The sequence below is a fragment of the uncultured Halopseudomonas sp. genome, assembly GCF_963977355.1.
Lineage (GTDB): Bacteria > Pseudomonadota > Gammaproteobacteria > Pseudomonadales > Pseudomonadaceae > Halopseudomonas.
This window is the reverse complement of sequence record NZ_CAXBOV010000037.1, coordinates 1-23,774: the sequence shown is the minus strand read 5'-3', so window position 1 is coordinate 23,774 and position 23,774 is coordinate 1. Positions and strand designations below refer to the sequence as shown.

The following is a 23,774-nucleotide window of genomic DNA, read 5'->3' as shown; positions in this document are numbered from 1 at the left end:
CAGGCATCCTCTAATGATCGCTGGAGCCGAAGCTACCAGAAGTGCTATCTAGGCAGCTTACGCTGCTAGTTGAGCACCATAATTGTCGTCATTGGCAATTATATAGGTTTGCAACAGTGGATTTACGAGTTCTGTTACCAACTCGGCATGCCCTTCAAGCTTTGTAACCGTCGTCGAATCCAAATCGGCCCCAAAACTGTTTAGGTCTCTTACAAGATCAGACCGGATTGTACCGCAAAAGTTCCCGTGCTGATAGGTGGGGCGGGGCTGATCAGCGACTGTTGTCGCGTACCACCCGTGCCTTCTCGCGCGTCCAGTCGCGTTCCTTCTCGACCTGACGCTTGTCGAATTCCTTCTTGCCGCGCACCAGGGCGATCTCGCACTTGACCAGGTGGCCCTTCCAGTACAGCGCCAATGGTACGCAGGCGAAGCCTTTCTGTTGGACACCGGTAATCAGCTTGTCCAGCTCTCGTGCGTGCAACAGCAGCTTGCGTGTGCGAGTGGGATCGGCGACCACGTGGGCGCTGGCAGTCTGCAGGGGCGTGATGTGCGCGCCGAGCAGAAAGGCCTCGTTATTCTTGAGGAGAATGTAGCTGTCGACCAGTTGCACCTTGCTTGCGCGCAGGCTTTTCACTTCCCAGCCAGTCAGCGCTACGCCTGCCTCAAAACGGGCTTCGACAAAATAATCGTGTTTGGCCTTCTTGTTCAGCGCGATGGTGCCACTGTTGGCCTTGGGTTTCTTTTGATTGCTCATAGGGGGCGCATTATAGGGGTTGGCTGGTGGTTCGGCTATACGGGCCTTGTCCGTGTTGGTCAAAATCTGGACAATGCCGTTCCTTTTTTTCCGAAAAAGAGTTCAGTTCATGTCGCAAGACACTGTTTCCATCCACGGTATCTGGGCCAGTCGTTGGGTTTTCATTCTGGCGGCGACGGGGTCGGCAGTGGGGCTCGGGAATATATGGAAGTTTCCCTATATGGCAGGCGTCTATGGTGGTGGCGCTTTCGTACTGGTGTATCTGATCTGTATTGCATTGGTCGGATTGCCGATCATGCTGGCTGAAACCGTGCTGGGCCGGCGTGGGCGTCGCAGTCCGGTGAATACTCTGCGCAATCTGGCCTTGCAGGCTGGCGCCTCGGCGCGCTGGTCCTGGACGGCGGTCATGGGAATGATTGCCGCCCTGTTGATTCTTTCTTTTTACAGCGTGGTCGCTGGTTGGTCCCTGGATTACATTCTTGGCATGGGTCGTGGCGAGTTTGTCGGTATCGGTGGCGAGGATGCGGGTGCGCGTTTTGGGGCCTTGACGTCCGACCCTCTGCGATTGAGCCTTTGGCATACGCTGTTCATGCTGGTCACCGCGTTCATTATTGCCCGAGGTGTAGTGGCTGGTCTGGAACGCAGTTTGCGGATCATGATGCCGCTGTTGTTCGTGTTACTTGTCATCCTGCTGGGTTACAGCCTGACCACCGGCCATTTCATGCAGGGGGTGGAGTTTCTCTTTCACTTCGATCTGGCCAGTGTGCCGGACGGCATCCTCGCGGCCATGGGACATGCCTTCTTTACCTTGAGCGTTGGCGTTGGCTCGATCATGGTGTTTGGCTCCTATATGCCAAAGAAGTCGTCCATTGGAGGCACGGTCATCACCGTGGCGCTGCTGGATACAGCGGTCGCGTTGACTGCGGGGATGGCTCTTTTTCCGATTGTTTTCGCCGCTGGCTTGGAGCCCTCTGCCGGACCAGGCCTGATGTTCGTGACCCTGCCGATCGCGTTCGGCAATATCATGTTCGGGCAGGTTTTTGGTCTGCTGTTTTTTGTACTGGTGGCTGTCGCGGCATGGAGCTCGGCAATCTCGATGCTGGAGCCGGCGGTGGCGTACTGGGTGGAGCGCACGGGCTGGAGCCGTATACGCATTACCTGTCTGGTCGCGTTCCTTTGCTGGTTGGTGGGGCTGGGCACGGTACTGTCATTCAATGTACTGGCGGAGGCGCGTTTCTTTGTCACCGACGAGGCGGGTTGGCACCTGTTCAAGTGGACCTCCGAGGGTGGCAAGACCTTCTTCGAAAGCGTTGACTACCTGACCAGCCGTATCATGTTGCCCCTGGGAGGGCTGCTGTTTGCTGTCTTTGCCGGATGGGTGCTGGGTCGCGATGTGTTCCGCGCCGAACTGGCTCTGCGCCATCCCCGGCTGTTTCCGGTGGTATATTGCCTGTTACGCTATGTGGCTCCGCTGGGAGTCCTGATCGTGTTTGTCACTGAACTGTTCAAGTAACGAGGCTCTGTCTACCACCCATGACGCATATTCATCGCTCGGCCCTGCTGCCTTATCCTGCGCATCGACTCTACGAGCTGGTTAACCGGGTCGAACATTATCCGGTGTTTCTGCCCTGGTGCTCCAAGGCGGAGGTGCTGCATGAGACGGAGCTGGAGATGCGTGCGCGCCTGACGGTTGCCAAAGCAGGTATCAGCTCGGCTTTTGTGACCCGAAACCTTTTGGTGCCGGGCGAGCGGATCGAGTTGCGTCTTGAGGACGGTCCTTTCAGTGATTTGAATGGTGTATGGGAATTCAAGGCGCTGGGTGAGCATGCCTGCAAGATAACCCTGGATCTTAATTTTCATTATGCGGGGCCAGTGGTCAAGGCAACCCTGGGGCCGCTGTTCAATCAGGCGGCCAACAACATGGTCGAGGCATTCTGTCAGCGCGCAAAGGAGTTGTACGGTGGTCGATAAGACGATGATGGTAGAGGTGGCCTATGCGCTACCGCATAAGCAGAAGATTCTCAGCCTGACTGTCAGCGAAGGTACGACGGTGCGCCAGGCTGTGATGGCATCAGCGATCAATGAGCACTTTCCTGAAGTAGACCTGCTGAGCTGTTCGGTGGGTATTTTTGGCAAAGCGGTGCCCAAGCCTGATGAGCGCATCATCAATTCGGGGGAGAGAGTGGAAATTTATCGTCCGCTGATTGCCGATCCCAAGGAAGTACGCAAGCAGAGAGCGGCGAAGAACAAGGCAGCAAAGGAAGCCTGAGCTGGCTTCCTTGTATTTGAAGGGGTTATTCGCCAGTGCCCAGTGGGGCACCCAGATCAACCGGATAACTTTGCACATCATTGGATTCTGCGGCCGAGCCGTTATCCATGATCTGTTGTTCGCGGCTAGCACCGGGTACAAAGTCACCGCCCAAGCCAACCAGTACATCGTTTTCAAACGTCAGTACTACGCGTTCCTGCTCGCGCGCCTGGTGCCCTGCTTTCATGCTGTACAGGTAATCCCAGCGCTCAGGGTGGAAGGTGTCCTGGATCAGGGGGCTGCCCATAATGAAACGCACCTGCCTTGTGGTCATGCCGGGACGTAGTTGGTTGACCATTTCCTGGGTCACAACATTGCCTTGCTGCACATCAATCTTGTACACCCCGGGGAAGCTGCAGCCTGCAAGGCCGAGTACCGAGAGACATACGAGGATACAGAGGATTCGGTGTAAGCTGTTTGGCATGACGTGGTAACATCCATTATCTTGAAGCGGCTAGATAGCCGTGAATCATACCCGACTGATCCCGCCCTGCGAAGCGCTGAACGAGAAACTGACATGGTTGAAAATCAAGAACTCCGTAAAGCCGGCCTGAAAGTAACCCTGCCGCGCGTGAAGATCCTGCAGATGCTGGACAACTCCCCGGAACGCCATCTGAGCGCCGAAGACGTCTACAAGGCGTTGATGGAAGCGGGCGAAGACGTCGGGCTTGCGACAGTGTATCGGGTACTTACCCAGTTCGAGACTGCCGGTCTGGTCGAGCGTCATAACTTTGATGGCGGTCACGCTGTATTCGAACTGGCCGACTCCGAGCATCACGACCACATGGTGTGCGTGGATACAGGTGAGGTCGTCGAGTTCTTCGATGCCGAGATTGAGCGTCGTCAGCGGGACATCGTGAAAGAGCATGGTTTCGAGCTGGTCGACCACAATCTGGTGCTGTACGTAAAGAAGACCAAGTAGCGTCGACAGCAAGCTCTCGTGCTGATCAAAAAGCCAGGCCTTTAGCCTGGCTTTTTTGTGGGCGCTAGTAGGGCGCTTTTACTGCGCGACCGACATGAGTTTACGTGCGTGAGCCAGCGACTCCTCGGTCATGTCTATGCCGCCCAGCATCCGCGCGATTTCCTGCACCCGTCCGTCCTGGCTCAGGTGGTCTATTCGGGTGCTGGTGGATTCGTCTGTCTGTTCCTTGCGCACGAACAGGTGCTGATGACCATGGGCTGCGACCTGGGGCAGGTGAGTCACAGTCAGGACCTGACCATTGCTGCCGAGCTTGCGCAGCATGCTGCCGACGATTTCTGCGGTTGGTCCGCCAATGCCGACGTCCACCTCGTCGAATACCAGCGTAGGTACGCGCGAAGTTTGCACCGTGGTGACCTGGATGCCCAGGCTGATGCGTGACAGCTCGCCGCCGGAGGCGACCTTGGCCAGGGGCTTGGCTGGCTGGCCAGGGTTGGCGCTGACCAGCAGCTCCACCGATTCCTGGCCGTGGGGCATTATTGCGTCGGCATCATGGGGTTGCAGTTGTACCTTTACTTGCCCGCCGGGCATGCCCAGTTGCTGAATCTGACCGGTCACAGCTTCACCCAGACGAATGGCGGCCGCCTGGCGTATTGCGGTGAGCTCGACGGCCAGTTGCCGGTAATGCTCACGGAATGCTTCAAGCTCTTCGCCCAAACGCTCGGCGTCCATATCTTGCTGCTGCATGCTTTCCAGTTCGTCGATCAGCCGTTGCTGTAGCGCTGGCAGTTCATCCGGATTGACACGATGTTTGCGCGCCAGGTCGTGGATTACGCCCAGACGTTCTTCCACTTGCTGCTGGCGCTCGGGATCGGCTTCGAAGTGATCCAGATAGCGAGTCAGTTCGCCTACTGCCTCTTCAATCTGGATCTGTGCGCTGGCGAGCATGCCGTTGGCCTCATCCAGACTGTGATGATTGTTCTTGAACGTGGCCAGGCGCTGTTGGCTGGCGGTCAGGGCCTGCAATACGCTGCCGCTGTCATTCTCGCTGCACAGGTTGATGACCTGTTGGCACGACTGCATGATCTGCTCGGCATTGGCCAGTTGACGCTGGTCGTTTTCCAGTGCTTCTATTTCGCCTTCCTGCAGGCTGAGGTTGTCCAGCTCTTCAAGCTGATAAGTCAGTAACTGGAGTCGCGAACTCTGCTCGTTGCCCTGCTGGCTGGCCTGCTGCAAGGCCTGTTCGGTTTGTTTGCAGCGCTGCGCCGCCAGCTGTACCTGACGCGCCAGTTCGCGGCTGCCGGCGTAGTCATCGAGTAGGCGGCGGTGTGTGTCGGGTTTGAGCAGCGACTGATGTTCGTGCTGGCTGTGAATGTCGATCAGCATCCCGCCAAGTGCTTTCAGATCCTGCTGTGGACAAGGACTGCCGTTTATATAGCCACGCGAGCGACCTTCGGCGGTAATCACTCGGCGCAGTATCACTTGCTGGTCGTCGCTCGCCAGGTCTCTTTCGCTGAGCCAGGCAGTGGCTTCGGGAATCTGGCGAATATCGAAGGTCGCCAGGATGTCGGCCTTGTCGGTACCTGGTCGCACGGCGCCGCTGTCGGCACGGTCACCCAGGGTCAGTGCCAGTGCGTCGAGCATGATCGACTTGCCTGCGCCGGTCTCGCCGGTGATCGCAGTCATGCCGCTGGTTATCTCCAGTTCGAGGTGATCGACGATTGCGTAATTGTTCACTGCCAGATGAACCAGCATGGCAACGCTCCTGCATAGTTGGTCTGGTTATTTATACAGTAGTTTGAGCTGTGTCGACAAGTACTCTGCTTGTTGGCTATTTCTACCCCTTGAAGCCTGGGGGAAAGACCCCATATAAGATGCTGATACCAGTTAACGGGCGCTCGAGCGCCCCGCAGTCAGAACAGGAGACACAGATGGCAGACGAACACAGACAGGATCCTACCGGCGCCGAAGAGGTGGAAGAGGTGCTCTCCGAGGATACTCCGGATGATCTGGCTGCGCGGGTCAGCGTCCTCGAGGAAGAGCTGGCCGCCGCCAAGGATCAGGCCCTGCGCGCTGCCGCAGACGTGCAAAATGCCCGTCGCCGTGCGGAGCAGGAAGTCGAGAAGGCGCACAAGTTTGCGCTGGAGCGTTTCGCCAACGATCTGCTGCCGGTACTCGAGAGTCTCGAACGGGGCGTTGAGCTGGCTGACCCGAATGACTCGGCGATAAAGCCGATGCGCGATGGTATGGAACTGACTCTGAAAATGTTCAGTGAGACCCTCGAGCGCTTCCAGATCGTGGCGGTTGACCCCCATGGTGAGCCCTTCAATCCGGAGCTGCACCAGGCCATGGCGATGGAGGAGCGCGACAATGTCGAGCCCAATACCGTCATCCGTGTATTCCAGAAGGGCTACACCCTGAGTGGTCGCCTGTTGCGCCCGGCGATGGTGGTGGTGAGTAAGACTCCCGCCGACAAGCCAGACACGCCCTCGATTGACGAGCAGGCTTGAAATTGATTTTGCTGCCCCCATCAAGGGTGCATAGATAGATAAACCCCTGCCGCCGGCCAGCCGCGGCAAAGCTGAATCGGAGATTTACATATGGGCAAGATTATCGGTATTGACCTCGGGACCACCAACTCCTGCGTTGCAGTGATGGAAAATGGTGTTGCCAAGGTAATTGAGAACTCAGAGGGTACCCGTACCACGCCTTCTATCGTTGCTTACACCAATGATGGCGAGACTCTCGTTGGTCAGTCAGCCAAACGCCAGTCTGTGACCAACCCACAGAACACTCTGAACGCGGTCAAGCGTCTGATCGGCCGTCGCTTCGAAGAAGAAGTAGTTCAGAAAGACATCAAGCTGGTTCCTTACAAGATCGTCAAAGCCGACAACGGTGATGCATGGGTCGAAGTGAAGGGCGAGAAGATTGCACCTCCGCAGATTTCTGCCGAAGTGCTGAAGAAGATGAAGAAGACCGCTGAAGACTATCTGGGCGAGAAAGTAACCGAAGCCGTTATCACGGTTCCGGCCTACTTTAACGACAGCCAGCGTCAAGCGACCAAGGATGCCGGTCGTATTGCCGGTCTTGACGTCAAGCGGATCATCAACGAGCCAACAGCTGCTGCACTGGCCTATGGCATGGACAAGTCCCGTGGCGACTCCACCATTGTCGTATACGACCTGGGTGGCGGTACCTTCGACGTTTCCGTAATCGAAATTGCCGAAGTTGATGGCGAGCACCAGTTCGAAGTGCTGGCGACCAACGGTGACACCTTCCTGGGTGGCGAAGATTTCGACATGCGCCTGATCGATTATCTGGCCGATGAGTTCAAGAAAGAAAATGGCATTGACCTGCACACTGATCCACTGGCGCTGCAGCGTCTGAAGGAAGCGGCAGAGAAGGCCAAGATCGAGCTGTCTTCAAGCAACCAGACTGACGTCAATCTGCCCTACATCACGGCGGACGCGACCGGTCCCAAGCACCTTAACGTCAAGGTGACCCGCGCCAAGCTGGAATCGCTGGTTGAAGAGCTGATCAAGCGCAGCATCGAGCCATGCCGCGTCGCAATGAAAGACGCCGGCCTGGACGTATCCGAGATCAACGAAGTGATCCTGGTTGGTGGTCAGACCCGTATGCCATTGGTGCAGAAGACCGTTGCCGAGTTCTTTGGTAAAGAGCCACGCAAGGACGTCAACCCGGACGAAGCCGTAGCCGTAGGCGCCGCAATTCAGGGTGCAGTACTGGCAGGTGACGTTAAGGACGTACTGCTGCTCGACGTGACTCCGTTGTCACTGGGTATCGAAACCATGGGCGGCGTGATGACCACCCTGATCGAGAAGAACACCACGATTCCGACCAAGAAGTCGCAGGTATTCTCGACTGCAGACGACAACCAGACTGCAGTGACCATTCACGTGATGCAGGGTGAGCGCAAGCAAGCCGCGCAGAACAAGTCGCTGGGCCGCTTCGATCTGGCAGACATTCCGCCTGCACCACGCGGTGTTCCGCAGGTCGAGGTAAGCTTCGATCTGGACGCCAACGGCATCCTTAATGTGTCGGCCAAAGACAAGGCTACCGGCAAGCAGCAGTCGATCATCATCAAGGCCTCCTCCGGTCTGAGCGATGAAGAAATCGATCAGATGGTGCGTGATGCCGAAGCCAATGCCGACGAAGATCGCAAGTTCGAGGAGCTGGTAACTACCCGTAACCAGGCCGATCAACTGGTCCACGCAACGCGCAAGACCCTGACCGAAGCTGGCGACAAGGCCACTGAGGAAGAGAAGACTGCGATCGAATCGGCACTGGCCGACCTGGAAGCAGCGATCAAGACTGACGACAAGGCCGAGATCGAAGCCAAGATCAATGCGTTGTCCGAGGCCTCCGGTCCGCTGGTACAGAAGATGTATGCCGATCAGGCTCAGGCCGGCCAGGGTGAAGAAGCCCAAGGCGACACCCAGCACGATGCCGGCGATGACGTGGTCGATGCCGAGTTCGAAGAAGTGAAAGACAACAAGAAGTAAGTCTTTCAGCGACCGGCAGTCGCGCGTTGTAAGGCGCGTGACATACCATTGCAAGGCAACGCGGGAGCTCATCCCGCGTTGCCGTTTGTGTTAAAGGGACACGTCCCGGTAAAGGAAATCTGAACGATGGCCAAGCGTGATTATTATGAAGTGCTGGGTGTCGAGCGCGGCGCCAGCGAAGCGGAGCTGAAAAAGGCCTACCGCAGACTGGCAATGAAATACCATCCTGACCGCAATCCCGACGACGAGGGTGCGATCGACAAGTTCAAGGAAGCCAACGAAGCCTACGAGATTCTCACCGACGCGCAGAAGCGTGCAGCCTATGACCAGTATGGTCATGCTGGTGTGGATCCGAACATGGGCGGTGGTGCGGGTGCCGGCGGATTCGCTGGCGGTAACTTCTCCGATATCTTTGGCGATGTATTCGGCGATATTTTCGGTGGAGGCGGCGGTGGTGGCCGCGGTCGTTCCAGTGTGCAACGCGGCAGCGACCTGCGTTATACCCTTGAGCTGGATCTCGAAGAAGCGGTTCGTGGCACCACAGTGACTATACGTGTGCCGACCCTGGTCGAGTGCGGCACCTGTGACGGTAATGGTGCCAAGAAAGGTACCAGCCCGGTAACCTGTACTACCTGTGGCGGACATGGTCAGGTGCGCATGCAGCAGGGTTTCTTCTCTGTGCAGCAGACCTGCCCACGTTGCCACGGCACCGGCAAGATGATTACCGATCCGTGCAAGGACTGTCAGGGCCAAGGCCGCGTTGAAGAGCAGAAGACGCTATCGGTCAAGGTTCCGGCAGGTGTCGATACCGGTGACCGCATTCGCCTGGCAGGCGAGGGCGAGGCCGGCGTCAATGGCGGCCCGGCGGGCGACCTGTACGTGGTCGTCTCAGTGCGTGAGCATAAGATCTTCCAGCGCGATGGCAAGAATCTGTACTGCGAAGTACCGATCAGCTTTGCCGATGCGTCCCTGGGTGGTGAGCTGGAAGTGCCGACCCTGGATGGCCGTGTGAAGCTCAAGATCCCTGATGGGACCCAGACCGGCAAGTTGTTCCGTCTGCGTGGCAAGGGTGTGACACCGGTACGCGGTGGTTCGCCTGGCGATTTGCTGTGCCGGGTAGCGGTCGAGACGCCGGTCAATCTGACCAAGCGTCAGCGCGAGCTTATTCAGGAGTTGCGTGAGACGCTGCAGGAAGAAGGCTCCAATCAGTCGCCACGGGCCAAGAGCTGGTTCGATGGTGTGAAGAACTTCTTTGAAGACATGAAATTCTGAACGGAGCGCCGATATGAGAAGAGTAGCGGTTATCGGTGCGGCTGGACGCATGGGCAAGACGTTGATTGAAGCGCTTGACCAGACCGAAGGCGTCGAGCTCACAGCGGCAGTCGAGCGCCCGGAAAGCTCCCTGGTGGGTAGCGATGCAGGCGAGCTGGCCGGCACCGGACGTAATGCGGTGCAGGTGCAGGACAGCTTGCACAAGGTGCTGGGTGACTTCGATGTGCTCATCGACTTCACGCATCCAAGCACCACCCTGGTCAATCTGGCGCTTTGCCGCGAGGCTGGCAAGGCCATGGTGATTGGTACTACCGGTTTCACCGATCAGCAGAAGGAAATGCTGACCGCCGCTGCGGCTGATATTCCCATCGTCTTTGCGCCCAACTTCAGTGTCGGCGTCAATCTCTGCCTCAAGCTGCTCGACATGGCTGCCAGGGTAATGGGTGATGATGCGGATATTGAAATCATCGAAGCGCATCACAGGCATAAGGTCGACGCGCCTTCGGGCACTGCGCTGCGCATGGGCGAAGTGGTGGCCGATGCCCTGGGCCGTGATCTTGGCAAGGTGGCGGTATACGGTCGCGAGGGCCAGACAGGTGCCCGCGAGCGCGATACCATTGGCTTTGCTACGGTACGAGCCGGCGACGTGGTTGGCGATCACACGGTGTTGTTTGCTACCGAAGGTGAGCGTGTCGAGATCACCCACAAAGCCTCAAGCCGAATGACCTTCGCCAAGGGCGCGGTACGTTCGGCCCTGTGGCTTGATGGGCGGGCGCCCGGGTTATATGACATGCAGGATGTGCTGTCGCTGAACGGTTGATGATTCAGCGGGCATAAAAAAAGGGCAAAGATTTAAATCTTTGCCCTTTTTTTTTGCTTCGGATTAGCTCGCCGCGATCTCGGCATTCTGTACCTGTTCGCGCGCCATTTCGTTCAAGGTCTCGATGTTGCGTTGCAGATAAAATGCAGCGATGGTCGGTACCCAGTCATACAAGGGATTCTGCAGCCGGGGCTGAATGAACTGGTACTGCTTTTCCATGCGGGCAAAGGCGCCGACCTGGTCCGGGTAGAGCTTTTTCAGCTCCTCGGTACGGCTGACAATGCTCTGGTCAAGATCATCGAAAAGCCCTTCCTTGTTTTCGAGAAAGTACACGCCGATCGAGCTGAACATGTTGTTCTGATACAGGGTCAGAATCTGGCTGGTTTCGATGCTTTGGCGATTCAGGGTAAGCAGGTTTTCGCTGGCCGAGCCTTTGAGCTCCTCGTACATTGCCGCGGTGGCTTTGTCCAAAGCGCCGTGGGCCATCATGATGCGATTGACCGTGGTCAGGCCGTAGCTGGCCTCTTCATCGGGCAGCGCTTCAAGCTCACGAATCAGATCGACAAAAATGTCGAAGGGAACGCGCAACTCACTCGGGCTATCCATCTGTCTGAGCAGGTTCTCCATCCGCGACAAGGCTTCCCGATAGGTCTCACGGTTGCCCGGCTCGCGAATGCGCTCGAACAGGTTGTTGTCGATCAACAGGTAGGTGCCAACGGTGTAACCGGCGCTACGAAACTCGTGCACGGTTTGCATTCGTTCGAGATTTGCGTGGGCGAAGGGCGCCAGACACAGCAATGTGAGTACGATAAGTCCTTTCAGGCGCAATAACATGGTGTGTTCCCCGAGTACTTTATTGTTCTTTTAGTCCTTTCGCGACCTGGCTAGCGTTCCGCTACTGGAAGGTTGCCGAGTGCGTACTTTTCAAATGCCGTTTTATCACAGTTCCCGGCCTTGTGGAACATTGGGCCCCCGAGTGTTGTCCCGCAGGGTGTCTATGCGCTGGATATTCTGCAGGCAAGTCGTTACAATTGCGCGCTAATCTGTCTATTCAGCGCGCATCTGACAATGCATTGCGGCGGGATGAAGTGTTACGCACCTCATTCCCGCTTTTGTGCAGCCCGCGTTTGGTAAAATGTGTCAGCCCTATCGGAGGTTTTCTTGTCCAAGCCAGCCATTCTCGCCCTTGCTGACGGAAGTATTTTCCGTGGTGAGGCCATCGGCGCCGACGGTCAAACCGTTGGCGAGGTCGTATTCAACACGGCCATGACCGGTTATCAGGAGATCCTTACCGATCCCTCATATGCTCGCCAGATTGTAACGCTCACCTACCCGCACATCGGCAATACAGGCACCGTACCGGACGACAGCGAGTCGTTCCAGGTCTGGGCTGCCGGCCTGGTTATCCGTGATTTACCGCTGATGGCCAGTAATTGGCGCAACACCAAGTCCTTGCCCGATTATCTGAAGGATAACGGGACTGTTGCCATTGCCGGCATCGATACCCGCCGACTGACTCGAATCCTGCGTGAGAAGGGCGCCCAGAACGGTTGCATTCTTGCCGGTGATGATGCGACCGAGGAGAAGGCCCTGCAATTGGCCCGCGAATTTCCGGGTCTCAAGGGTATGGATCTGGCCAAGGAAGTCAGCGTCAAGGAAACCTACGAGTGGCGCTCCAGCGTCTGGTCTCTGGAGGCTAATGCCCACGTCGAGATTCCGGCCAGCGAGTTGCCCTACCACGTGGTCACCTTTGACTACGGTATCAAGTACAACATCCTGCGCATGCTGGTTGACCGTGGCTGCCGCATAACCGTACTGCCAGCGCAGACAACCGCTGCCGAAGCGCTTGCGCTGAAGCCGAACGGGATTCTGCTGGGGAATGGACCTGGAGACCCGGAACCTTGCGATTATGCGATCAAGGCAATCCAGGAGATTCTGGAAACAGACATGCCGGTATTCGGTATTTGCCTGGGCCACCAGCTACTTGCCCTGGCATCCGGAGCTCGTACCTTGAAAATGGTCAATGGCCATCACGGTGCGAACCATCCGGTAGTGAACGTGGACACTGGCGAGGTCATGATTACCAGCCAGAACCATGGTTTTGCCGTGGATGAGGCGACGTTGCCGGCCAATGTGCGGGCGACCCACAAGTCGCTGTTTGATGGCACCTTGCAGGGTATCGAGCGCACCGACAAGTCCGCTTTCAGTTTCCAGGGGCACCCCGAAGCCAGTCCTGGGCCGCATGATGTGGCACCGCTTTTTGACCGTTTCATCGAGGCCATGGCCAAGCGCCTTTGAACTCCCCAAGGATTTAGTAGACGACTATGCCAAAACGTACAGATATCAAAAGTATCCTGATCCTCGGCGCCGGCCCCATCGTGATCGGTCAGGCTTGTGAATTCGACTATTCCGGCGCCCAGGCCTGCAAGGCGCTGATGGAAGAAGGTTTTCGCGTCATTCTGGTCAACTCCAACCCGGCGACCATCATGACCGATCCGGCCATGGCCGACGCGACCTACATCGAGCCCATCAAGTGGCAGACGGTAGAAAAGATCATCGCCAAGGAACGCCCCGATGCGGTGCTCCCGACCATGGGTGGTCAGACAGCACTGAACTGCGCACTGGATCTGGAAAAGCACGGTGTGCTGGCGAAGTACAACGTCGAGATGATTGGTGCCAATGCCGATACCATTGACAAGGCCGAAGACCGTTCGCGCTTTGACAAGGCAATGAAATCCATTGGTCTGGCCTGCCCGGTTTCGGGTATTGCCCATGACATGCAGGAAGCCAACGCCGTGCTTGATCAGGTCGGCTTCCCGTGCATCATTCGCCCCTCGTTTACCATGGGCGGCACTGGCGGTGGCATTGCTTACAACCGTGAAGAGTTCGAAGAGATCTGTGCCCGCGGTCTGGATCTGTCGCCGACCAAGGAGTTGCTGATCGATGAGTCGTTGATCGGCTGGAAGGAATACGAGATGGAGGTTGTCCGCGACAAGAAGGACAACTGCATTATTGTCTGCGCGATCGAGAACTTCGATCCCATGGGCGTGCACACGGGTGACTCGATCACTGTGGCACCTGCTCAAACGCTGACTGACAAGGAATATCAGATCATGCGTAACGCCTCCTTGGCGGTACTGCGTGAAATCGGCGTGGAAACCGGTGGCTCGAACGTACAGTTCGGCATCAACCCCGTCGACGGCCGCATGGTCGTGATCGAGATGAATCCGCGGGTATCGCGCTCCTCGGCCCTGGCCTCCAAGGCAACGGGTTTCCCGATTGCCAAGATTGCTGCCAAGCTTGCCGTAGGCTACACCCTGGACGAGCTGCAGAATGATATTACCGGTGGTCGCACGCCGGCATCGTTCGAGCCGTCAATCGACTACGTCGTGACCAAGATTCCACGCTTTGCCTTCGAAAAATTCCCTAGCGCCGATGCGCGCCTGACTACCCAGATGAAGTCAGTGGGCGAGGTCATGGCAATCGGTCGCACCTTCCAGGAATCCCTGCAGAAAGCATTGCGTGGCCTGGAAGTGGGCGTCAGCGGGTTCGATCCCAAAGTCGACCTGAAATCGGCAGATGCACGCACGGATCTGACCCGAGAGTTGACCGTGCCCGGTGCTGATCGCATCTGGTATCTGGGGGACGCCTTCCGTTTCGGCATGAGCCGTGAAGAGATTTTCGATCTGACCAAGATCGACCCCTGGTTCTTGATCCAGATTGAAGATCTGATCAAGGATGAAGAGCGCATCAAGACCCTGGGGCTGGCTGATATTGATCACAGCCTGATGTTCCGTCTCAAGCGCAAAGGCTTCTCCGATACGCGTCTGGCCGAGCTGCTGGCCGTCAGCGAGAAGAGTCTGCGTCGCTACCGTCACAAGTTGAACGTGTTCCCGGTCTACAAGCGAGTAGACACTTGCGCCGCGGAGTTTGGCACTGATACCGCATATATGTATTCGACCTACGAGGAAGAGTGCGAAGCCAATCCGACGGATCGTGACAAGATCATGGTGCTCGGCGGTGGTCCTAACCGGATCGGCCAGGGCATCGAGTTTGACTATTGCTGTGTGCACGCAGCGCTGGCGATGCGTGAAGATGGCTACGAGACCATCATGGTCAACTGTAATCCGGAAACCGTTTCCACCGATTACGATACTTCCGATCGCCTGTATTTCGAGCCGGTCACACTGGAAGATGTTCTGGAGATCGTCCGCGTCGAAAAGCCCAAGGGCGTTATCGTGCAGTACGGTGGCCAGACCCCGTTGAAGCTGGCGCGTGCCCTTGAAGAAGCTGGCGTGCCGATCATCGGTACCAGCCCAGAAGCGATCGACCGTGCCGAAGACCGCGAGCGTTTCCAGCAGATGGTCGAGCGCCTCAACCTGCGTCAGCCGCCGAATGCGACCGTGCGCAGTGAAGAAGAGGCCATTCGCGCCGCTGGAAAGATCGGTTACCCGCTGGTGGTGCGTCCCTCCTATGTATTGGGCGGTCGGGCAATGGAGATCGTCTACCAGGAAGAAGAGCTCAAGCGCTACCTGCGCGATGCGGTGAAAGTCTCCAACGACAGCCCCGTATTGCTCGATCACTTCCTGAACTGCGCCATCGAAGTCGACATTGACGCGGTCTGTGACGGCACCGATGTGGTTATCGGCGCAATCATGCAGCACATTGAACAGGCGGGCGTGCACTCCGGTGACTCGGCCTGCTCCCTGCCGCCGTATTCGCTGCCTGCACACATTCAGGACGAAATGCGCGACCAGGTGAAAAAGATGGCTCTGGAACTTGGCGTGGTTGGTCTGATGAACGTACAGCTGGCCTTGCAAGGCGAGACTGTCTATATCATCGAGGTCAACCCGCGTGCCTCGCGTACTGTTCCTTTTGTATCCAAGTGCATCGGTCAGTCGCTGGCAAAGATTGCGGCCCGCGTCATGGCTGGCAAGACGCTTAAGGAAATCGGCTTCACCAAGGAAGTCGTTCCGACCTATTACAGCGTCAAGGAAGCCGTCTTCCCCTTTGCCAAGTTCCCGGGTGTGGATCCGATACTTGGGCCAGAAATGAAGTCCACCGGTGAGGTCATGGGTGTCGGCGATTCGTTCGCCGAGGCCTTTGCCAAGGCCCAGGTGGGCGCGGGCGAGATTTTGCCGAGCGGTGGTACTGCATTCATGAGTGTGCGCGACGACGACAAGCCCTTTGTGGTGGACGTGGCGCGTTCGCTGATTGAACTGGGCTTCGAGATCGTGGCTACTAGCGGTACTGCCAAGGTTATTGCCGCCGCAGGTTTGCAGGTTCGCCGGGTTAACAAGGTGACCGAAGGCCGGCCGCACATTGTCGACATGATCAAGAATGATGAGATCAGCATGGTGATCAATACCACCGAAGGTCGCCAGTCGATGGCCGATTCCTACTCGATCCGTCGTAACGCACTGCAGCACAAGGTCTGCTCTACCACGACCCTGGCAGGTGGTGAAGCCATCTGCATGGCACTGAAATTCGGTCCGGAGAAGACGGTTCGCCGCCTCCAGGACTTGCACGCAGGAATCTGAATATGAAATACCCAATGACCAAGCAGGGCGCCGAGGCCCTGGAAGTCGAACTAAAGCATCTCAAGAGCACGATGCGCCCACAGATTACCCAGGCAATCGCCGAAGCGCGTGAACTGGGTGACCTGAAAGAGAACGCTGAATACCATGCGGCCCGCGAGCAGCAGGGCATGGTCGAAGCGCGGATTCGGGATATCGAAGGTCGCCTGGCAAACGCCCAGGTGATTGACGTGACCAGCATTCCGCCGACCGGCAAGGTCATCTTCGGCACCACCGTTGAGATCGTCAATGTTGATACGGACGAGTCTGTTGTCTACCAGATCGTCGGTGACGACGAGGCGGATATCAAGGTCGGCAAGATCTCGGTCAGCTCGCCCATTGCCCGCGCACTTATCGGCAAGGAAGTGGGTGATGTGGTCGCGGTCAAGACACCGGGCGGCGTTGTCGAGTATGAGGTTCTCGAGGTGAGTCACAAGTGACTGCTGGAGCCGGGCGGCCGACATTGCATGGTGGTCGCGTCGCCTGGCAACTGACCCAGACCCTGTGGGTCGGTGCAATATGGGTTACCCACTTCGTTCTTATGCCTGCGCTTGAGCAGTTCGGTATGGCGCCGATGCTGATCAACGCGATTGCCGATTTCATGCGTCCTTTGATGGTCGGCTTTGCAGGCGTGTGCGCACTCTTGCAGTTGTTGGTGATCGGCGTAGCGCTCGGGAAGCGATTCTGGCGTGATCTGCGCACACAACTGCTGTTGCTGGTGATCGTAATCGCTGGCGCAGTATTGGGCTTACGGCAGTTTCCGGGGACGGAATATCTGCAGATTTTCGGTTACCTGATTATAGCTTTCGCCGGGTTGGTGCTGGTGCTCCAGCCGCGCCCGGACGAAGGCTGATAGCTCAGAGCTCCTTGAAGCGAACCAGGTTTGACAGATTGGGGTTGGCTTTCTTGTTGGGGCGCAACAAAATCGCCATCTTGCCAATAACCTGAACCAGCTCGGCACCTGTGGCCTTGCATACCTGCTGTATCAGGGCCTGCTTGGTTTCGCGATCGGCAACGCTGACGCGTATCTTGATCAGTTCATGATCGGTCAGCGCGCGTTCAAGCTCAGAGATGACGCCTTCGCTGGCGCCCTGGTCGCTGACCATGACCACGGGCTTGAGATGGTGGCCAATTCGTTTGTAGTCTTTCTTCTGAGCTGAGCTGAGGGTCATAATGATTGGATGCTTACCAGTAATGATGAGAATTTAAATGCAACGCTGCTGTCCATATAGATAGACGGGAAGCAGTTTAACAGGCGGCGCGCTTCGCTGCATGGGGTATTCCGTGGCACAGAGCAAGACCAGCAAGGGCTGGCTGAAAGAACATTTCGATGATCCCTTCGTCAAGCAGGCGCAAAAGGATGGATATCGATCCCGAGCCAGCTACAAGCTCCTTGAGGTTCAGGAAAAGGATCGCTTGTTCCGGCCCGGTATGACCGTAGTCGATCTGGGTTCAGCGCCCGGTGGGTGGTCGCAGGTGGCCAGCCGATTGATCGGAGAGAAGGGCCGTATCATTGCGTCCGACATTCTGCCAATGGACAGTATCGCGGATGTAACCTTCATCGAAGGCGATTTTACCGAGGACAGCGTATTTGAAGCGATCCTTGCTGCCATTGATGAACAGCCGGTTGACCTTGTTATTTCCGATATGGCCCCCAATATGAGTGGAACACCCGAAGTAGATCAGCCGGCGGCTATCTATCTGTGTGAGTTGGCACTGGATATGGCGGAAAGAGTTTTGAAGCCGGGCGGCGATTTCCTGATCAAGGTGTTTCACGGTGAAGGCTTCGACGAATATTTCAAGCTGATGCGCAGCCGCTTCGATAAGGTAGTAACCCGCAAGCCTGATGCCTCGAGGGGTCGGTCACGGGAAACCTATCTGCTGGGTAAAGGTTACAAGGGCCAGGAGTGACTCTGGCCGTTCAGACAAAGAGGGAGTTGCCCCGGCAAGCGGGCGACACAGAGCGTTACACTGGGTTCTCTGCAGCAGCATGGCAGTTTGGTGTAATGTATCCAAAGGCAGTTAAGACTCAGTCAGGCCCTGGCTAGCTAGCCAACTGGGCAAGAGGGTAGCAATTTGAATGACATGGCAAAGAATCTCATCCTGTGGTTGATCATCGCGGCAGTGCTGGTAACGGTGATGAACAACTTCAGTGGTCCAAGCGAAACGACCAACTCCCTCAACTATTCCCAGTTCATCGAACAGGTCAAACAGGGACAGGTCGAGCGGGTGACCGTTGATGGCTTCGAGATCACGGGCATCAAGAGCGACGGCAGTCAGTTCAAGACCGTACGGCCGGCGATTCAGGACAGCGGTCTGATCGGTGACCTGCTGGAAAATCAAGTAGTGATCGAAGGCAAGCAGCCAGAGCAGCAGAGCATCTGGACGCAGCTGCTGATCGCCAGCTTCCCGATCCTGATCATTATCGCCATCTTCATGTTTTTCATGCGTCAGATGCAGGGCGGCGCAGGTGGCAAGGGCGGGCCGATGAGTTTCGGCAAGAGCAAGGCACGCATGCTCACCGAGGATCAGGTCAAGACCACATTCGCCGACGTCGCCGGCTGTGATGAAGCAAAGGAAGAAGTCAGCGAACTGGTTGAGTTCCTCCGCGACCCGGGCAAGTTCCAGCGTCTGGGTGGTCATATTCCCCGCGGCGTTTTGATGGTCGGTCAGCCTGGTACAGGTAAGACGCTGCTGGCCAAAGCCGTTGCCGGCGAAGCCAAGGTACCTTTCTTCACCATCTCAGGCTCCGACTTTGTCGAGATGTTCGTGGGTGTGGGCGCCAGCCGTGTTCGCGATATGTTCGAACAGGCCAAGAAGCATGCCCCCTGCATCATCTTTATTGACGAGATCGATGCCGTCGGTCGTCACCGTGGCTCCGGTATGGGTGGTGGTCACGATGAGCGCGAGCAGACCTTGAACCAGTTGCTGGTCGAGATGGACGGCTTTGAGCCTAACGACGGCATTATCGTTGTAGCCGCCACCAACCGTCCGGACGTCCTGGATCCAGCATTGCTGCGCCCCGGTCGTTTTGACCGTCAGGTTGTGGTGGGTCTGCCGGATATCCGTGGACGCGAACAGATTCTCAAGGTGCACATGCGCAAGGTGCCTTTGGGCGATGATGTGGTACCGGGTAATATTGCCCGTGGTACCCCCGGCTTCTCCGGTGCTGACCTGGCCAACCTGGTCAACGAGGCTTCGCTCTTTGCAGCCCGTGCCGGCAAGCGTCTGGTCGAGATGAAAGAGATGGAGATGGCCAAGGACAAGATCATGATGGGCGCCGAGCGCAAATCCATGGTCATGTCCGACAAGGAAAAGCTCAACACCGCATATCACGAGTCCGGTCACGCCATTATCGGTCGCCTGGTGCCTGAGCACGATCCGGTTTACAAGGTATCGATCATTCCCCGTGGCCGCGCCCTTGGTGTAACCATGTTCCTTCCTGAGGAGGATCGTTACAGTCTGTCCAAGCGGGCGTTGACCAGCCAGATCTGCTCGCTGTTTGGTGGTCGGATTGCTGAAGAAATGACCCTGGGCTTCGATGGCGTCACGACTGGTGCGTCCAACGATATTCAGCGCGCTACCCAGCTGGCCAAGAACATGGTTACCAAGTGGGGTCTGTCCGAAAAGCTCGGCCCCTTGATGTATGGTGAAGATGAAGATCAGGGTTATCTGGGGCGTCAGGGCGGAGGTGCTGCCAGCGGTATTTCCGGTGAGACCGCCAAGCAAATTGACCAGGAAGTGCGCCGGATCATCGACGATTGTTACGCCACGGCTCAGCAGTTGCTCAAGGATAATCGGGACAAGCTTGATCTTATGGCGCAGGCATTGATGAAGTTCGAAACCATTGATGCGGACCAGATCCAGGACATCATGACCGGCAAGCCGGCGCGTGAGCCCAAGGACTGGAACTCGGACGACAATGCAGGCCCCGGTGCTGCTGCTGGTCCGTCATCCGAGGAAGAGCCCTCCGACAAGCGCGGCGACAGCATAATTGGTGGTCCGGCAGGAGAGCTTTGATCCGGATATGCCTAGCGTAAAACCCGGTTCCCGGTTGCCCTGCGGCGATCGGGAACTTGATCTTGCCCATGCCCATGTCATGGGCATTCTCAATGTCACCCCTGATTCCTTCTCTGACGGTGGACGTTTCGTGCACCTCGATCAGGCCCTGCGCCGGGTCGAACAGATGCTCGTTGAAGGCGCCACGCTGATCGATGTAGGTGGTGAGTCCACTCGGCCAGGCGCTGATCCGGTCAGTGCCGAACAGGAAGTCGAGCGTGTGGTGCCGGTGGTTGAGGCCATCAAGCAGCGATTCGACACCATCGTTTCCGTGGATACCAGCACCCCTCAGGTTATGACTGGCTCGGCCGCTGTCGGCGCCGGTCTGATCAATGACGTGCGTGCATTGCAGCGCACTGGCGCTTTGGAGGCTGCAGCGCAAACCGGGCTTCCGGTCTGTCTGATGCATATGCAGGGAGACCCGCAGTCCATGCAGCAGGCGCCCTCCTATACATCGATCCTTGATGAAGTCAGTGCCTTTCTGGTTGATCGAGTGGCCGCTTGCGCGCAGGCTGGAATACCTGCTGGCAAAGTGTTGCTTGATCCCGGGTTCGGATTTGGCAAGACGCTGGAACACAATCTGCAGTTGTTTGCCGGTATGCAGCGTTTGCTGCCAAAGGGCCTGCCACTGTTGGTTGGTGTTTCACGCAAGAGCATGATTGGTCAGTTGTTGAATCGACCTGTAGATCAAAGGCTGTCCGGTGGTCTGGCCCTGGCAGTGCTGGCAGTCCAGGCCGGTGCGCGGATTATTCGCGTGCACGACGTGGCTCAGACGGTAGATGCCCTGAGAATGACAGAGGCGGTTTTGGCCGCAGGCGAGAACACAATCAGCTAGCCTCTGGATAAATAACAGGGCCTCCCAAACACAGAATTCCACCAGGACTTTGCGCACATGGAAAAAAAATATTTCGGTACGGATGGCATTCGCGGACAGGTAGGCATTGCCCCCATTACCCCGGAATTCATTTTGAAGCTCGGCTGGGCAGTCGGTACTGCGTTCAGGAAAAAAGGTGAGTGCCGGGTAATGATCGGCAAGGACACGCGTATCTCCGGCTACATGTTCGAGTCAGCGCTGGAAGCGGGGCTTTCAGCGGCTGGCGCCCACGTTCAGTTGCTGGGCCCTATGCCAACGCCAGCCATTGCCTACTTGACCCGGACCTTTCAGGCGAATGCAGGCATTGTCATCAGTGCATCGCACAATCCCTACTATGACAACGGCATCAAGTTTTTTTCCGAAGGGGGCAGCAAACTACCCGACGATCTGGAGCTGGAAATCGAGCGCCTGGTTGACGCGCCAATGGAGGTAGTCGATTCAGCTTCTTTGGGTAAGGTTTTCCGGGTCGAGGACGCATCTGGCCGTTATATCGAATTCTGTAAAAGCAGTGTGCCAACCAGCTCGAGTTTCAAGGGGCTGAAGATCGTGCTTGATTGTGCCAACGGTGCTACCTACAAGGTGGCTCCCAGTGTATTCCGAGAGCTCGGGGCGGAGGTCTTCCTGATCGGGGCATCGCCCAACGGCATAAATATCAATGACGGTGTGGGTTCTACCGATCTCAGAGCGCTGCGCACTGAGGTGCTGTCACGCGGAGCGGACCTGGGCATAGCCCTGGATGGTGATGGCGACCGCGTACTGATGGTCGACAACCTCGGGGTCGAAGTTGATGGCGACGAGTTGTTATACATCCTTGCCATTGAGTTGCAGAAGCGTAATGCATTGGGTGGCGGGGTAGTCGGCACCCTGATGAGCAATCTCGGCCTGGAGCTGGCGCTACGCGACAAGGGGATCGACTTCGTGCGAGCCAAGGTTGGGGACCGCTACGTCATGGCCGAGCTGCGTGAGCGTGAATGGGTTCTTGGGGGAGAAGCCTCGGGTCATATCGTTTGTCTGCATCACAGCAGTACCGGTGATGGCATTATTGCCGCGTTACAGGTTCTCAGGGCGTTGCAGAGCTCAGGGCAGACCCTTTCTGAGGCTCGACAGGGCATGCACAAATGTCCCCAGGTGTTGATCAACGTGCGCTATGCGCGGGGTACGGCTTCGCCCCTGGCGGATCCGGGTCTGAAATCCGCAGTGAGTGCAGCAGAGGATCGCTTGGGAGCCAGCGGCCGCGTGCTCTTGCGTCTATCCGGCACTGAGCCGGTAATCCGCGTGATGGTAGAGGGTCAGGATGAGGTGCTGGTTTCAGCCGAGGCGGAAACCCTTGCGGCAGAAGTCCGGGCGTTGTTTGCCTGACCCGTCACGATATTGAAAATGCGGTTGTGTCAGTGGGGCAACTTGGTTAACATTGGCGCCCGCTCGAACTGAGAGGTTGAGGATGCGTCGTCTGCTCGTCGCCGGTAACTGGAAAATGCATGGGACTCGGCAATCCGTTGACAGCCTTCTTGAAGGGCTGAATCAGCAGGACTGGCCAGATAACGTTGATCTCATGGTTGCTCCGCCGTCATTGTACATTCAGCATTGCCTAGAGAGGCTGTCGGGCTCCCCGCTGTATGTTGGCGGCCAAAGCTGTGCGCATCAGGCTGAGCCTGGTGCCTTGACTGGTGAGATATCCGCAGCGCAGTTGCGAGACGCGGGATGTGAATTTGTACTCGTGGGTCACTCTGAACGTCGTAGTCTGTTCGGTGAGACGGACGAGGTAGTGCGCAAGAAGTTTGCCGCAGCATTGGCCTGCGGGTTGCGCCCGGTACTCTGTGTAGGCGAGACGCTCGAGCAGCGAGACGCCGGCCAGACAGCCGAAGTGGTAGGAACGCAGTTGAAAGTGATCCTTGATGCCTTTGGCGTCGGAGGTCTGGCCCAAGGGGTAGTGGCTTACGAGCCGGTTTGGGCAATAGGTACCGGATTGACAGCCGAGCCCGACCAGGCTCAGGATGTGCACGCGATGATCCGGGCACGGCTTGCGATGCTCGACGATGAGCAGGCGCGGCTGGTACAGATTGTTTACGGCGGCAGCGTCAAGGCGGATAACGCCGAAGCACTTTTCGCCATGCCGGATATCGATGGGGGGCTGGTAGGTGGGGCTTCCCTCAACGCAGATGAATTTGGTGCGATAGCACGTGCCGCAGGACGAGTGTAATGATTGAGACCGTGGTAGTGGTTATTCACCTGATGGCAGCGCTTGCGCTGGTCGGCCTAGTGCTGATCCAGCAGGGCAAGGGTGCTGAAACAGGCGCGTCCTTCGGTTCCGGCGCTTCGGGCACTGTTTTTGGTAGCCAGGGGTCGGCAACTTTTCTCAGCCGCTTGACAGCTGTGTTGGCCGCTGTATTCTTCGTCACCTCGCTTGGCCTGGCTTTTTATGCCAGCAACAAGGCGGACGTGATTCGTGATGCAGGTTTGCCTGCTCCAGCAATGCAGCGCGATGTTGCGCCGCAGGGCATCGAAGAAGATGTTCCGGTACTTGAAGAAGATGTACCTGCTCTGCAAGAGCAGGCTCCTCAGGCAGAAACGACGGATGATGTACCTCCGGTCGAATAAGCCAACAGTTTTGCGGAAGTGGTGGAATTGGTAGACACGCTATCTTGAGGGGGTAGTGCCTTAGGGTGTAT

The 23,774-nt window shown here is 57.1% G+C and carries 23 protein-coding genes and 1 other RNA gene; 18 read left to right on the top strand and 6 right to left on the bottom strand.

Going from position 1 to position 23,774, the window contains the following annotated elements; genetic code table 11:
• Both ssrA and smpB read right to left on the bottom strand, forming a co-directional pair.
• Positions 1–192: a transfer-messenger RNA gene (gene ssrA, locus AAC076_RS16185) on the bottom strand; the annotation flags it as partial.
• Positions 193–271: 79 nt separating this feature from the next.
• Positions 272–754 carry an SsrA-binding protein SmpB gene (gene smpB / locus AAC076_RS16180; RefSeq protein WP_150278800.1) on the bottom strand — a complete coding sequence of 161 codons (483 nt, stop codon included), beginning with the start codon at positions 752–754 and terminating at the stop codon, positions 272–274.
• 109 nt (positions 755–863) lie between these two features.
• Between smpB and AAC076_RS16175 the strand changes: the two genes are divergently transcribed.
• From AAC076_RS16175 to AAC076_RS16165, 3 genes are read left to right on the top strand one after another with little or no spacing between them, the layout of a single operon-like run.
• Entirely contained in the window at positions 864–2,267 is a 1,404-nt protein-coding gene (locus tag AAC076_RS16175) for a sodium-dependent transporter (protein ID WP_339847695.1), read from the top strand.
• 20 nt (positions 2,268–2,287) lie between these two features.
• Positions 2,288–2,725 carry a type II toxin-antitoxin system RatA family toxin gene (locus AAC076_RS16170; protein ID WP_339847692.1) on the top strand — a complete coding sequence of 146 codons (438 nt, stop codon included), beginning with the start codon at positions 2,288–2,290 and terminating at the stop codon, positions 2,723–2,725.
• Between the two features lie 4 nt (positions 2,726–2,729).
• Positions 2,730–3,023: an RnfH family protein gene (locus AAC076_RS16165; RefSeq protein ID WP_339847704.1), complete on the top strand. Its 294-nt coding sequence runs from the start codon at positions 2,730–2,732 to the stop codon at positions 3,021–3,023.
• A 25-nt stretch (positions 3,024–3,048) separates the two neighbouring features.
• On the opposite strand, the gene AAC076_RS16160 is transcribed toward AAC076_RS16165, so the two are convergent.
• Positions 3,049–3,486: an outer membrane protein assembly factor BamE gene (locus tag AAC076_RS16160; protein ID WP_339847689.1), complete on the bottom strand. Its 438-nt coding sequence runs from the start codon at positions 3,484–3,486 to the stop codon at positions 3,049–3,051.
• A 93-nt stretch (positions 3,487–3,579) separates the two neighbouring features.
• On the opposite strand from AAC076_RS16160, the gene fur reads away from it, so the two are divergent.
• The gene (gene fur / locus AAC076_RS16155; RefSeq protein ID WP_339847686.1) at positions 3,580–3,984 is read left to right on the top strand and encodes a ferric iron uptake transcriptional regulator; all 405 of its coding nucleotides are present in this window, start codon (positions 3,580–3,582) and stop codon (positions 3,982–3,984) included.
• Between the two features lie 78 nt (positions 3,985–4,062).
• Here the strand turns inward: fur and recN are convergent, their stop codons facing one another.
• Positions 4,063–5,736: a DNA repair protein RecN gene (recN, locus tag AAC076_RS16150; protein WP_339847684.1), complete on the bottom strand. Its 1,674-nt coding sequence runs from the start codon at positions 5,734–5,736 to the stop codon at positions 4,063–4,065.
• A 119-nt stretch (positions 5,737–5,855) separates the two neighbouring features.
• On the opposite strand from recN, the gene grpE reads away from it, so the two are divergent.
• From grpE to dapB, 4 genes are all read left to right on the top strand, one after another.
• A complete protein-coding gene (grpE, locus tag AAC076_RS16145) occupies positions 5,856–6,491 on the top strand; it encodes a nucleotide exchange factor GrpE (RefSeq protein ID WP_339847681.1) in 636 nt (211 codons plus the stop codon).
• Between the two features lie 90 nt (positions 6,492–6,581).
• Positions 6,582–8,504 carry a molecular chaperone DnaK gene (gene dnaK, locus AAC076_RS16140; protein ID WP_339847679.1) on the top strand — a complete coding sequence of 641 codons (1,923 nt, stop codon included), beginning with the start codon at positions 6,582–6,584 and terminating at the stop codon, positions 8,502–8,504.
• A gap of 126 nt (positions 8,505–8,630) precedes the next feature.
• The gene (gene dnaJ, locus AAC076_RS16135) at positions 8,631–9,776 is read left to right on the top strand and encodes a molecular chaperone DnaJ (RefSeq protein ID WP_339847676.1); all 1,146 of its coding nucleotides are present in this window, start codon (positions 8,631–8,633) and stop codon (positions 9,774–9,776) included.
• Between the two features lie 13 nt (positions 9,777–9,789).
• Positions 9,790–10,596, top strand: coding sequence for a 4-hydroxy-tetrahydrodipicolinate reductase (dapB, locus tag AAC076_RS16130; RefSeq protein ID WP_339847673.1), 807 nt, complete (start codon positions 9,790–9,792; stop codon positions 10,594–10,596).
• 63 nt (positions 10,597–10,659) lie between these two features.
• Here dapB and AAC076_RS16125 read toward each other — a convergent pair whose 3' ends face one another.
• The gene (locus AAC076_RS16125) at positions 10,660–11,430 is read right to left on the bottom strand and encodes a hypothetical protein (RefSeq protein ID WP_339847670.1); all 771 of its coding nucleotides are present in this window, start codon (positions 11,428–11,430) and stop codon (positions 10,660–10,662) included.
• Between the two features lie 327 nt (positions 11,431–11,757).
• Between AAC076_RS16125 and carA the strand changes: the two genes are divergently transcribed.
• Genes carA through AAC076_RS16105 form a run of 4 tightly spaced genes read left to right on the top strand, consistent with a single transcriptional unit; the run spans position 11,758 to position 17,025 of the window.
• A complete protein-coding gene (gene carA, locus AAC076_RS16120) occupies positions 11,758–12,894 on the top strand; it encodes a glutamine-hydrolyzing carbamoyl-phosphate synthase small subunit (RefSeq protein ID WP_339847667.1) in 1,137 nt (378 codons plus the stop codon).
• Between the two features lie 26 nt (positions 12,895–12,920).
• Positions 12,921–16,136, top strand: coding sequence for a carbamoyl-phosphate synthase large subunit (gene carB / locus AAC076_RS16115; protein WP_339847664.1), 3,216 nt, complete (start codon positions 12,921–12,923; stop codon positions 16,134–16,136).
• A 2-nt stretch (positions 16,137–16,138) separates the two neighbouring features.
• The gene (gene greA / locus AAC076_RS16110; RefSeq protein WP_339847661.1) at positions 16,139–16,612 is read left to right on the top strand and encodes a transcription elongation factor GreA; all 474 of its coding nucleotides are present in this window, start codon (positions 16,139–16,141) and stop codon (positions 16,610–16,612) included.
• Positions 16,609–17,025 carry a DUF4149 domain-containing protein gene (locus AAC076_RS16105; protein WP_339847658.1) on the top strand — a complete coding sequence of 139 codons (417 nt, stop codon included), beginning with the start codon at positions 16,609–16,611 and terminating at the stop codon, positions 17,023–17,025. Before greA ends, AAC076_RS16105 begins: the two co-directional genes overlap by 4 nt.
• A gap of 4 nt (positions 17,026–17,029) precedes the next feature.
• Here AAC076_RS16105 and yhbY read toward each other — a convergent pair whose 3' ends face one another.
• Complete coding sequence (yhbY, locus tag AAC076_RS16100) at positions 17,030–17,344, bottom strand: ribosome assembly RNA-binding protein YhbY (protein ID WP_339847655.1); 315 nt, start codon at positions 17,342–17,344, stop codon at positions 17,030–17,032.
• A 112-nt stretch (positions 17,345–17,456) separates the two neighbouring features.
• Here yhbY and rlmE point away from each other — a divergent pair, with 112 nt between their 5' ends.
• From rlmE to secG, 6 genes are all read left to right on the top strand, one after another.
• On the top strand, positions 17,457–18,083 hold the full coding sequence (gene rlmE / locus AAC076_RS16095) for a 23S rRNA (uridine(2552)-2'-O)-methyltransferase RlmE (RefSeq protein WP_150278780.1): 627 nt from the start codon (positions 17,457–17,459) through the stop codon (positions 18,081–18,083).
• A 174-nt stretch (positions 18,084–18,257) separates the two neighbouring features.
• The gene (gene ftsH / locus AAC076_RS16090) at positions 18,258–20,192 is read left to right on the top strand and encodes an ATP-dependent zinc metalloprotease FtsH (RefSeq protein WP_339847651.1); all 1,935 of its coding nucleotides are present in this window, start codon (positions 18,258–18,260) and stop codon (positions 20,190–20,192) included.
• Between the two features lie 7 nt (positions 20,193–20,199).
• Positions 20,200–21,066: a dihydropteroate synthase gene (gene folP / locus AAC076_RS16085; RefSeq protein WP_339847650.1), complete on the top strand. Its 867-nt coding sequence runs from the start codon at positions 20,200–20,202 to the stop codon at positions 21,064–21,066.
• A 57-nt stretch (positions 21,067–21,123) separates the two neighbouring features.
• On the top strand, positions 21,124–22,464 hold the full coding sequence (glmM, locus tag AAC076_RS16080) for a phosphoglucosamine mutase (protein WP_339847647.1): 1,341 nt from the start codon (positions 21,124–21,126) through the stop codon (positions 22,462–22,464).
• 82 nt (positions 22,465–22,546) lie between these two features.
• Positions 22,547–23,305, top strand: coding sequence for a triose-phosphate isomerase (tpiA, locus tag AAC076_RS16075; RefSeq protein WP_339847645.1), 759 nt, complete (start codon positions 22,547–22,549; stop codon positions 23,303–23,305).
• Entirely contained in the window at positions 23,305–23,703 is a 399-nt protein-coding gene (gene secG / locus AAC076_RS16070; protein ID WP_339847643.1) for a preprotein translocase subunit SecG, read from the top strand. Before tpiA ends, secG begins: the two co-directional genes overlap by 1 nt.
• The last annotated feature ends 71 nt before the right edge of the window (positions 23,704–23,774 follow it).

Bases quoted from the DNA above. Each gene is read 5' to 3' on its own strand.
- AAC076_RS16165 (WP_339847704.1), top strand. From the start codon at position 2,730: ATGATGGTAGAGGTGGCCTATGCGCTACCGCATAAGCAGAAGATTCTC.
- yhbY (WP_339847655.1), bottom strand. From the start codon at position 17,344: ATGACCCTCAGCTCAGCTCAGAAGAAAGACTACAAACGAATTGGCCAC.
- AAC076_RS16170 (WP_339847692.1), top strand. From the start codon at position 2,288: ATGACGCATATTCATCGCTCGGCCCTGCTGCCTTATCCTGCGCATCGA.
- ftsH (WP_339847651.1), top strand. From the start codon at position 18,258: ATGGCAAAGAATCTCATCCTGTGGTTGATCATCGCGGCAGTGCTGGTA.
- dnaJ (WP_339847676.1), top strand. From the start codon at position 8,631: ATGGCCAAGCGTGATTATTATGAAGTGCTGGGTGTCGAGCGCGGCGCC.
- grpE (WP_339847681.1), top strand. From the start codon at position 5,856: ATGCTGATACCAGTTAACGGGCGCTCGAGCGCCCCGCAGTCAGAACAG.
- AAC076_RS16175 (WP_339847695.1), top strand. From the start codon at position 864: ATGTCGCAAGACACTGTTTCCATCCACGGTATCTGGGCCAGTCGTTGG.
- recN (WP_339847684.1), bottom strand. From the start codon at position 5,736: ATGCTGGTTCATCTGGCAGTGAACAATTACGCAATCGTCGATCACCTC.
- dapB (WP_339847673.1), top strand. From the start codon at position 9,790: ATGAGAAGAGTAGCGGTTATCGGTGCGGCTGGACGCATGGGCAAGACG.
- smpB (WP_150278800.1), bottom strand. From the start codon at position 754: ATGAGCAATCAAAAGAAACCCAAGGCCAACAGTGGCACCATCGCGCTG.
- secG (WP_339847643.1), top strand. From the start codon at position 23,305: ATGATTGAGACCGTGGTAGTGGTTATTCACCTGATGGCAGCGCTTGCG.
- AAC076_RS16125 (WP_339847670.1), bottom strand. From the start codon at position 11,430: ATGTTATTGCGCCTGAAAGGACTTATCGTACTCACATTGCTGTGTCTG.
- folP (WP_339847650.1), top strand. From the start codon at position 20,200: ATGCCTAGCGTAAAACCCGGTTCCCGGTTGCCCTGCGGCGATCGGGAA.
- dnaK (WP_339847679.1), top strand. From the start codon at position 6,582: ATGGGCAAGATTATCGGTATTGACCTCGGGACCACCAACTCCTGCGTT.
- greA (WP_339847661.1), top strand. From the start codon at position 16,139: ATGAAATACCCAATGACCAAGCAGGGCGCCGAGGCCCTGGAAGTCGAA.
- carB (WP_339847664.1), top strand. From the start codon at position 12,921: ATGCCAAAACGTACAGATATCAAAAGTATCCTGATCCTCGGCGCCGGC.
- tpiA (WP_339847645.1), top strand. From the start codon at position 22,547: ATGCGTCGTCTGCTCGTCGCCGGTAACTGGAAAATGCATGGGACTCGG.
- glmM (WP_339847647.1), top strand. From the start codon at position 21,124: ATGGAAAAAAAATATTTCGGTACGGATGGCATTCGCGGACAGGTAGGC.
- AAC076_RS16160 (WP_339847689.1), bottom strand. From the start codon at position 3,486: ATGCCAAACAGCTTACACCGAATCCTCTGTATCCTCGTATGTCTCTCG.
- fur (WP_339847686.1), top strand. From the start codon at position 3,580: ATGGTTGAAAATCAAGAACTCCGTAAAGCCGGCCTGAAAGTAACCCTG.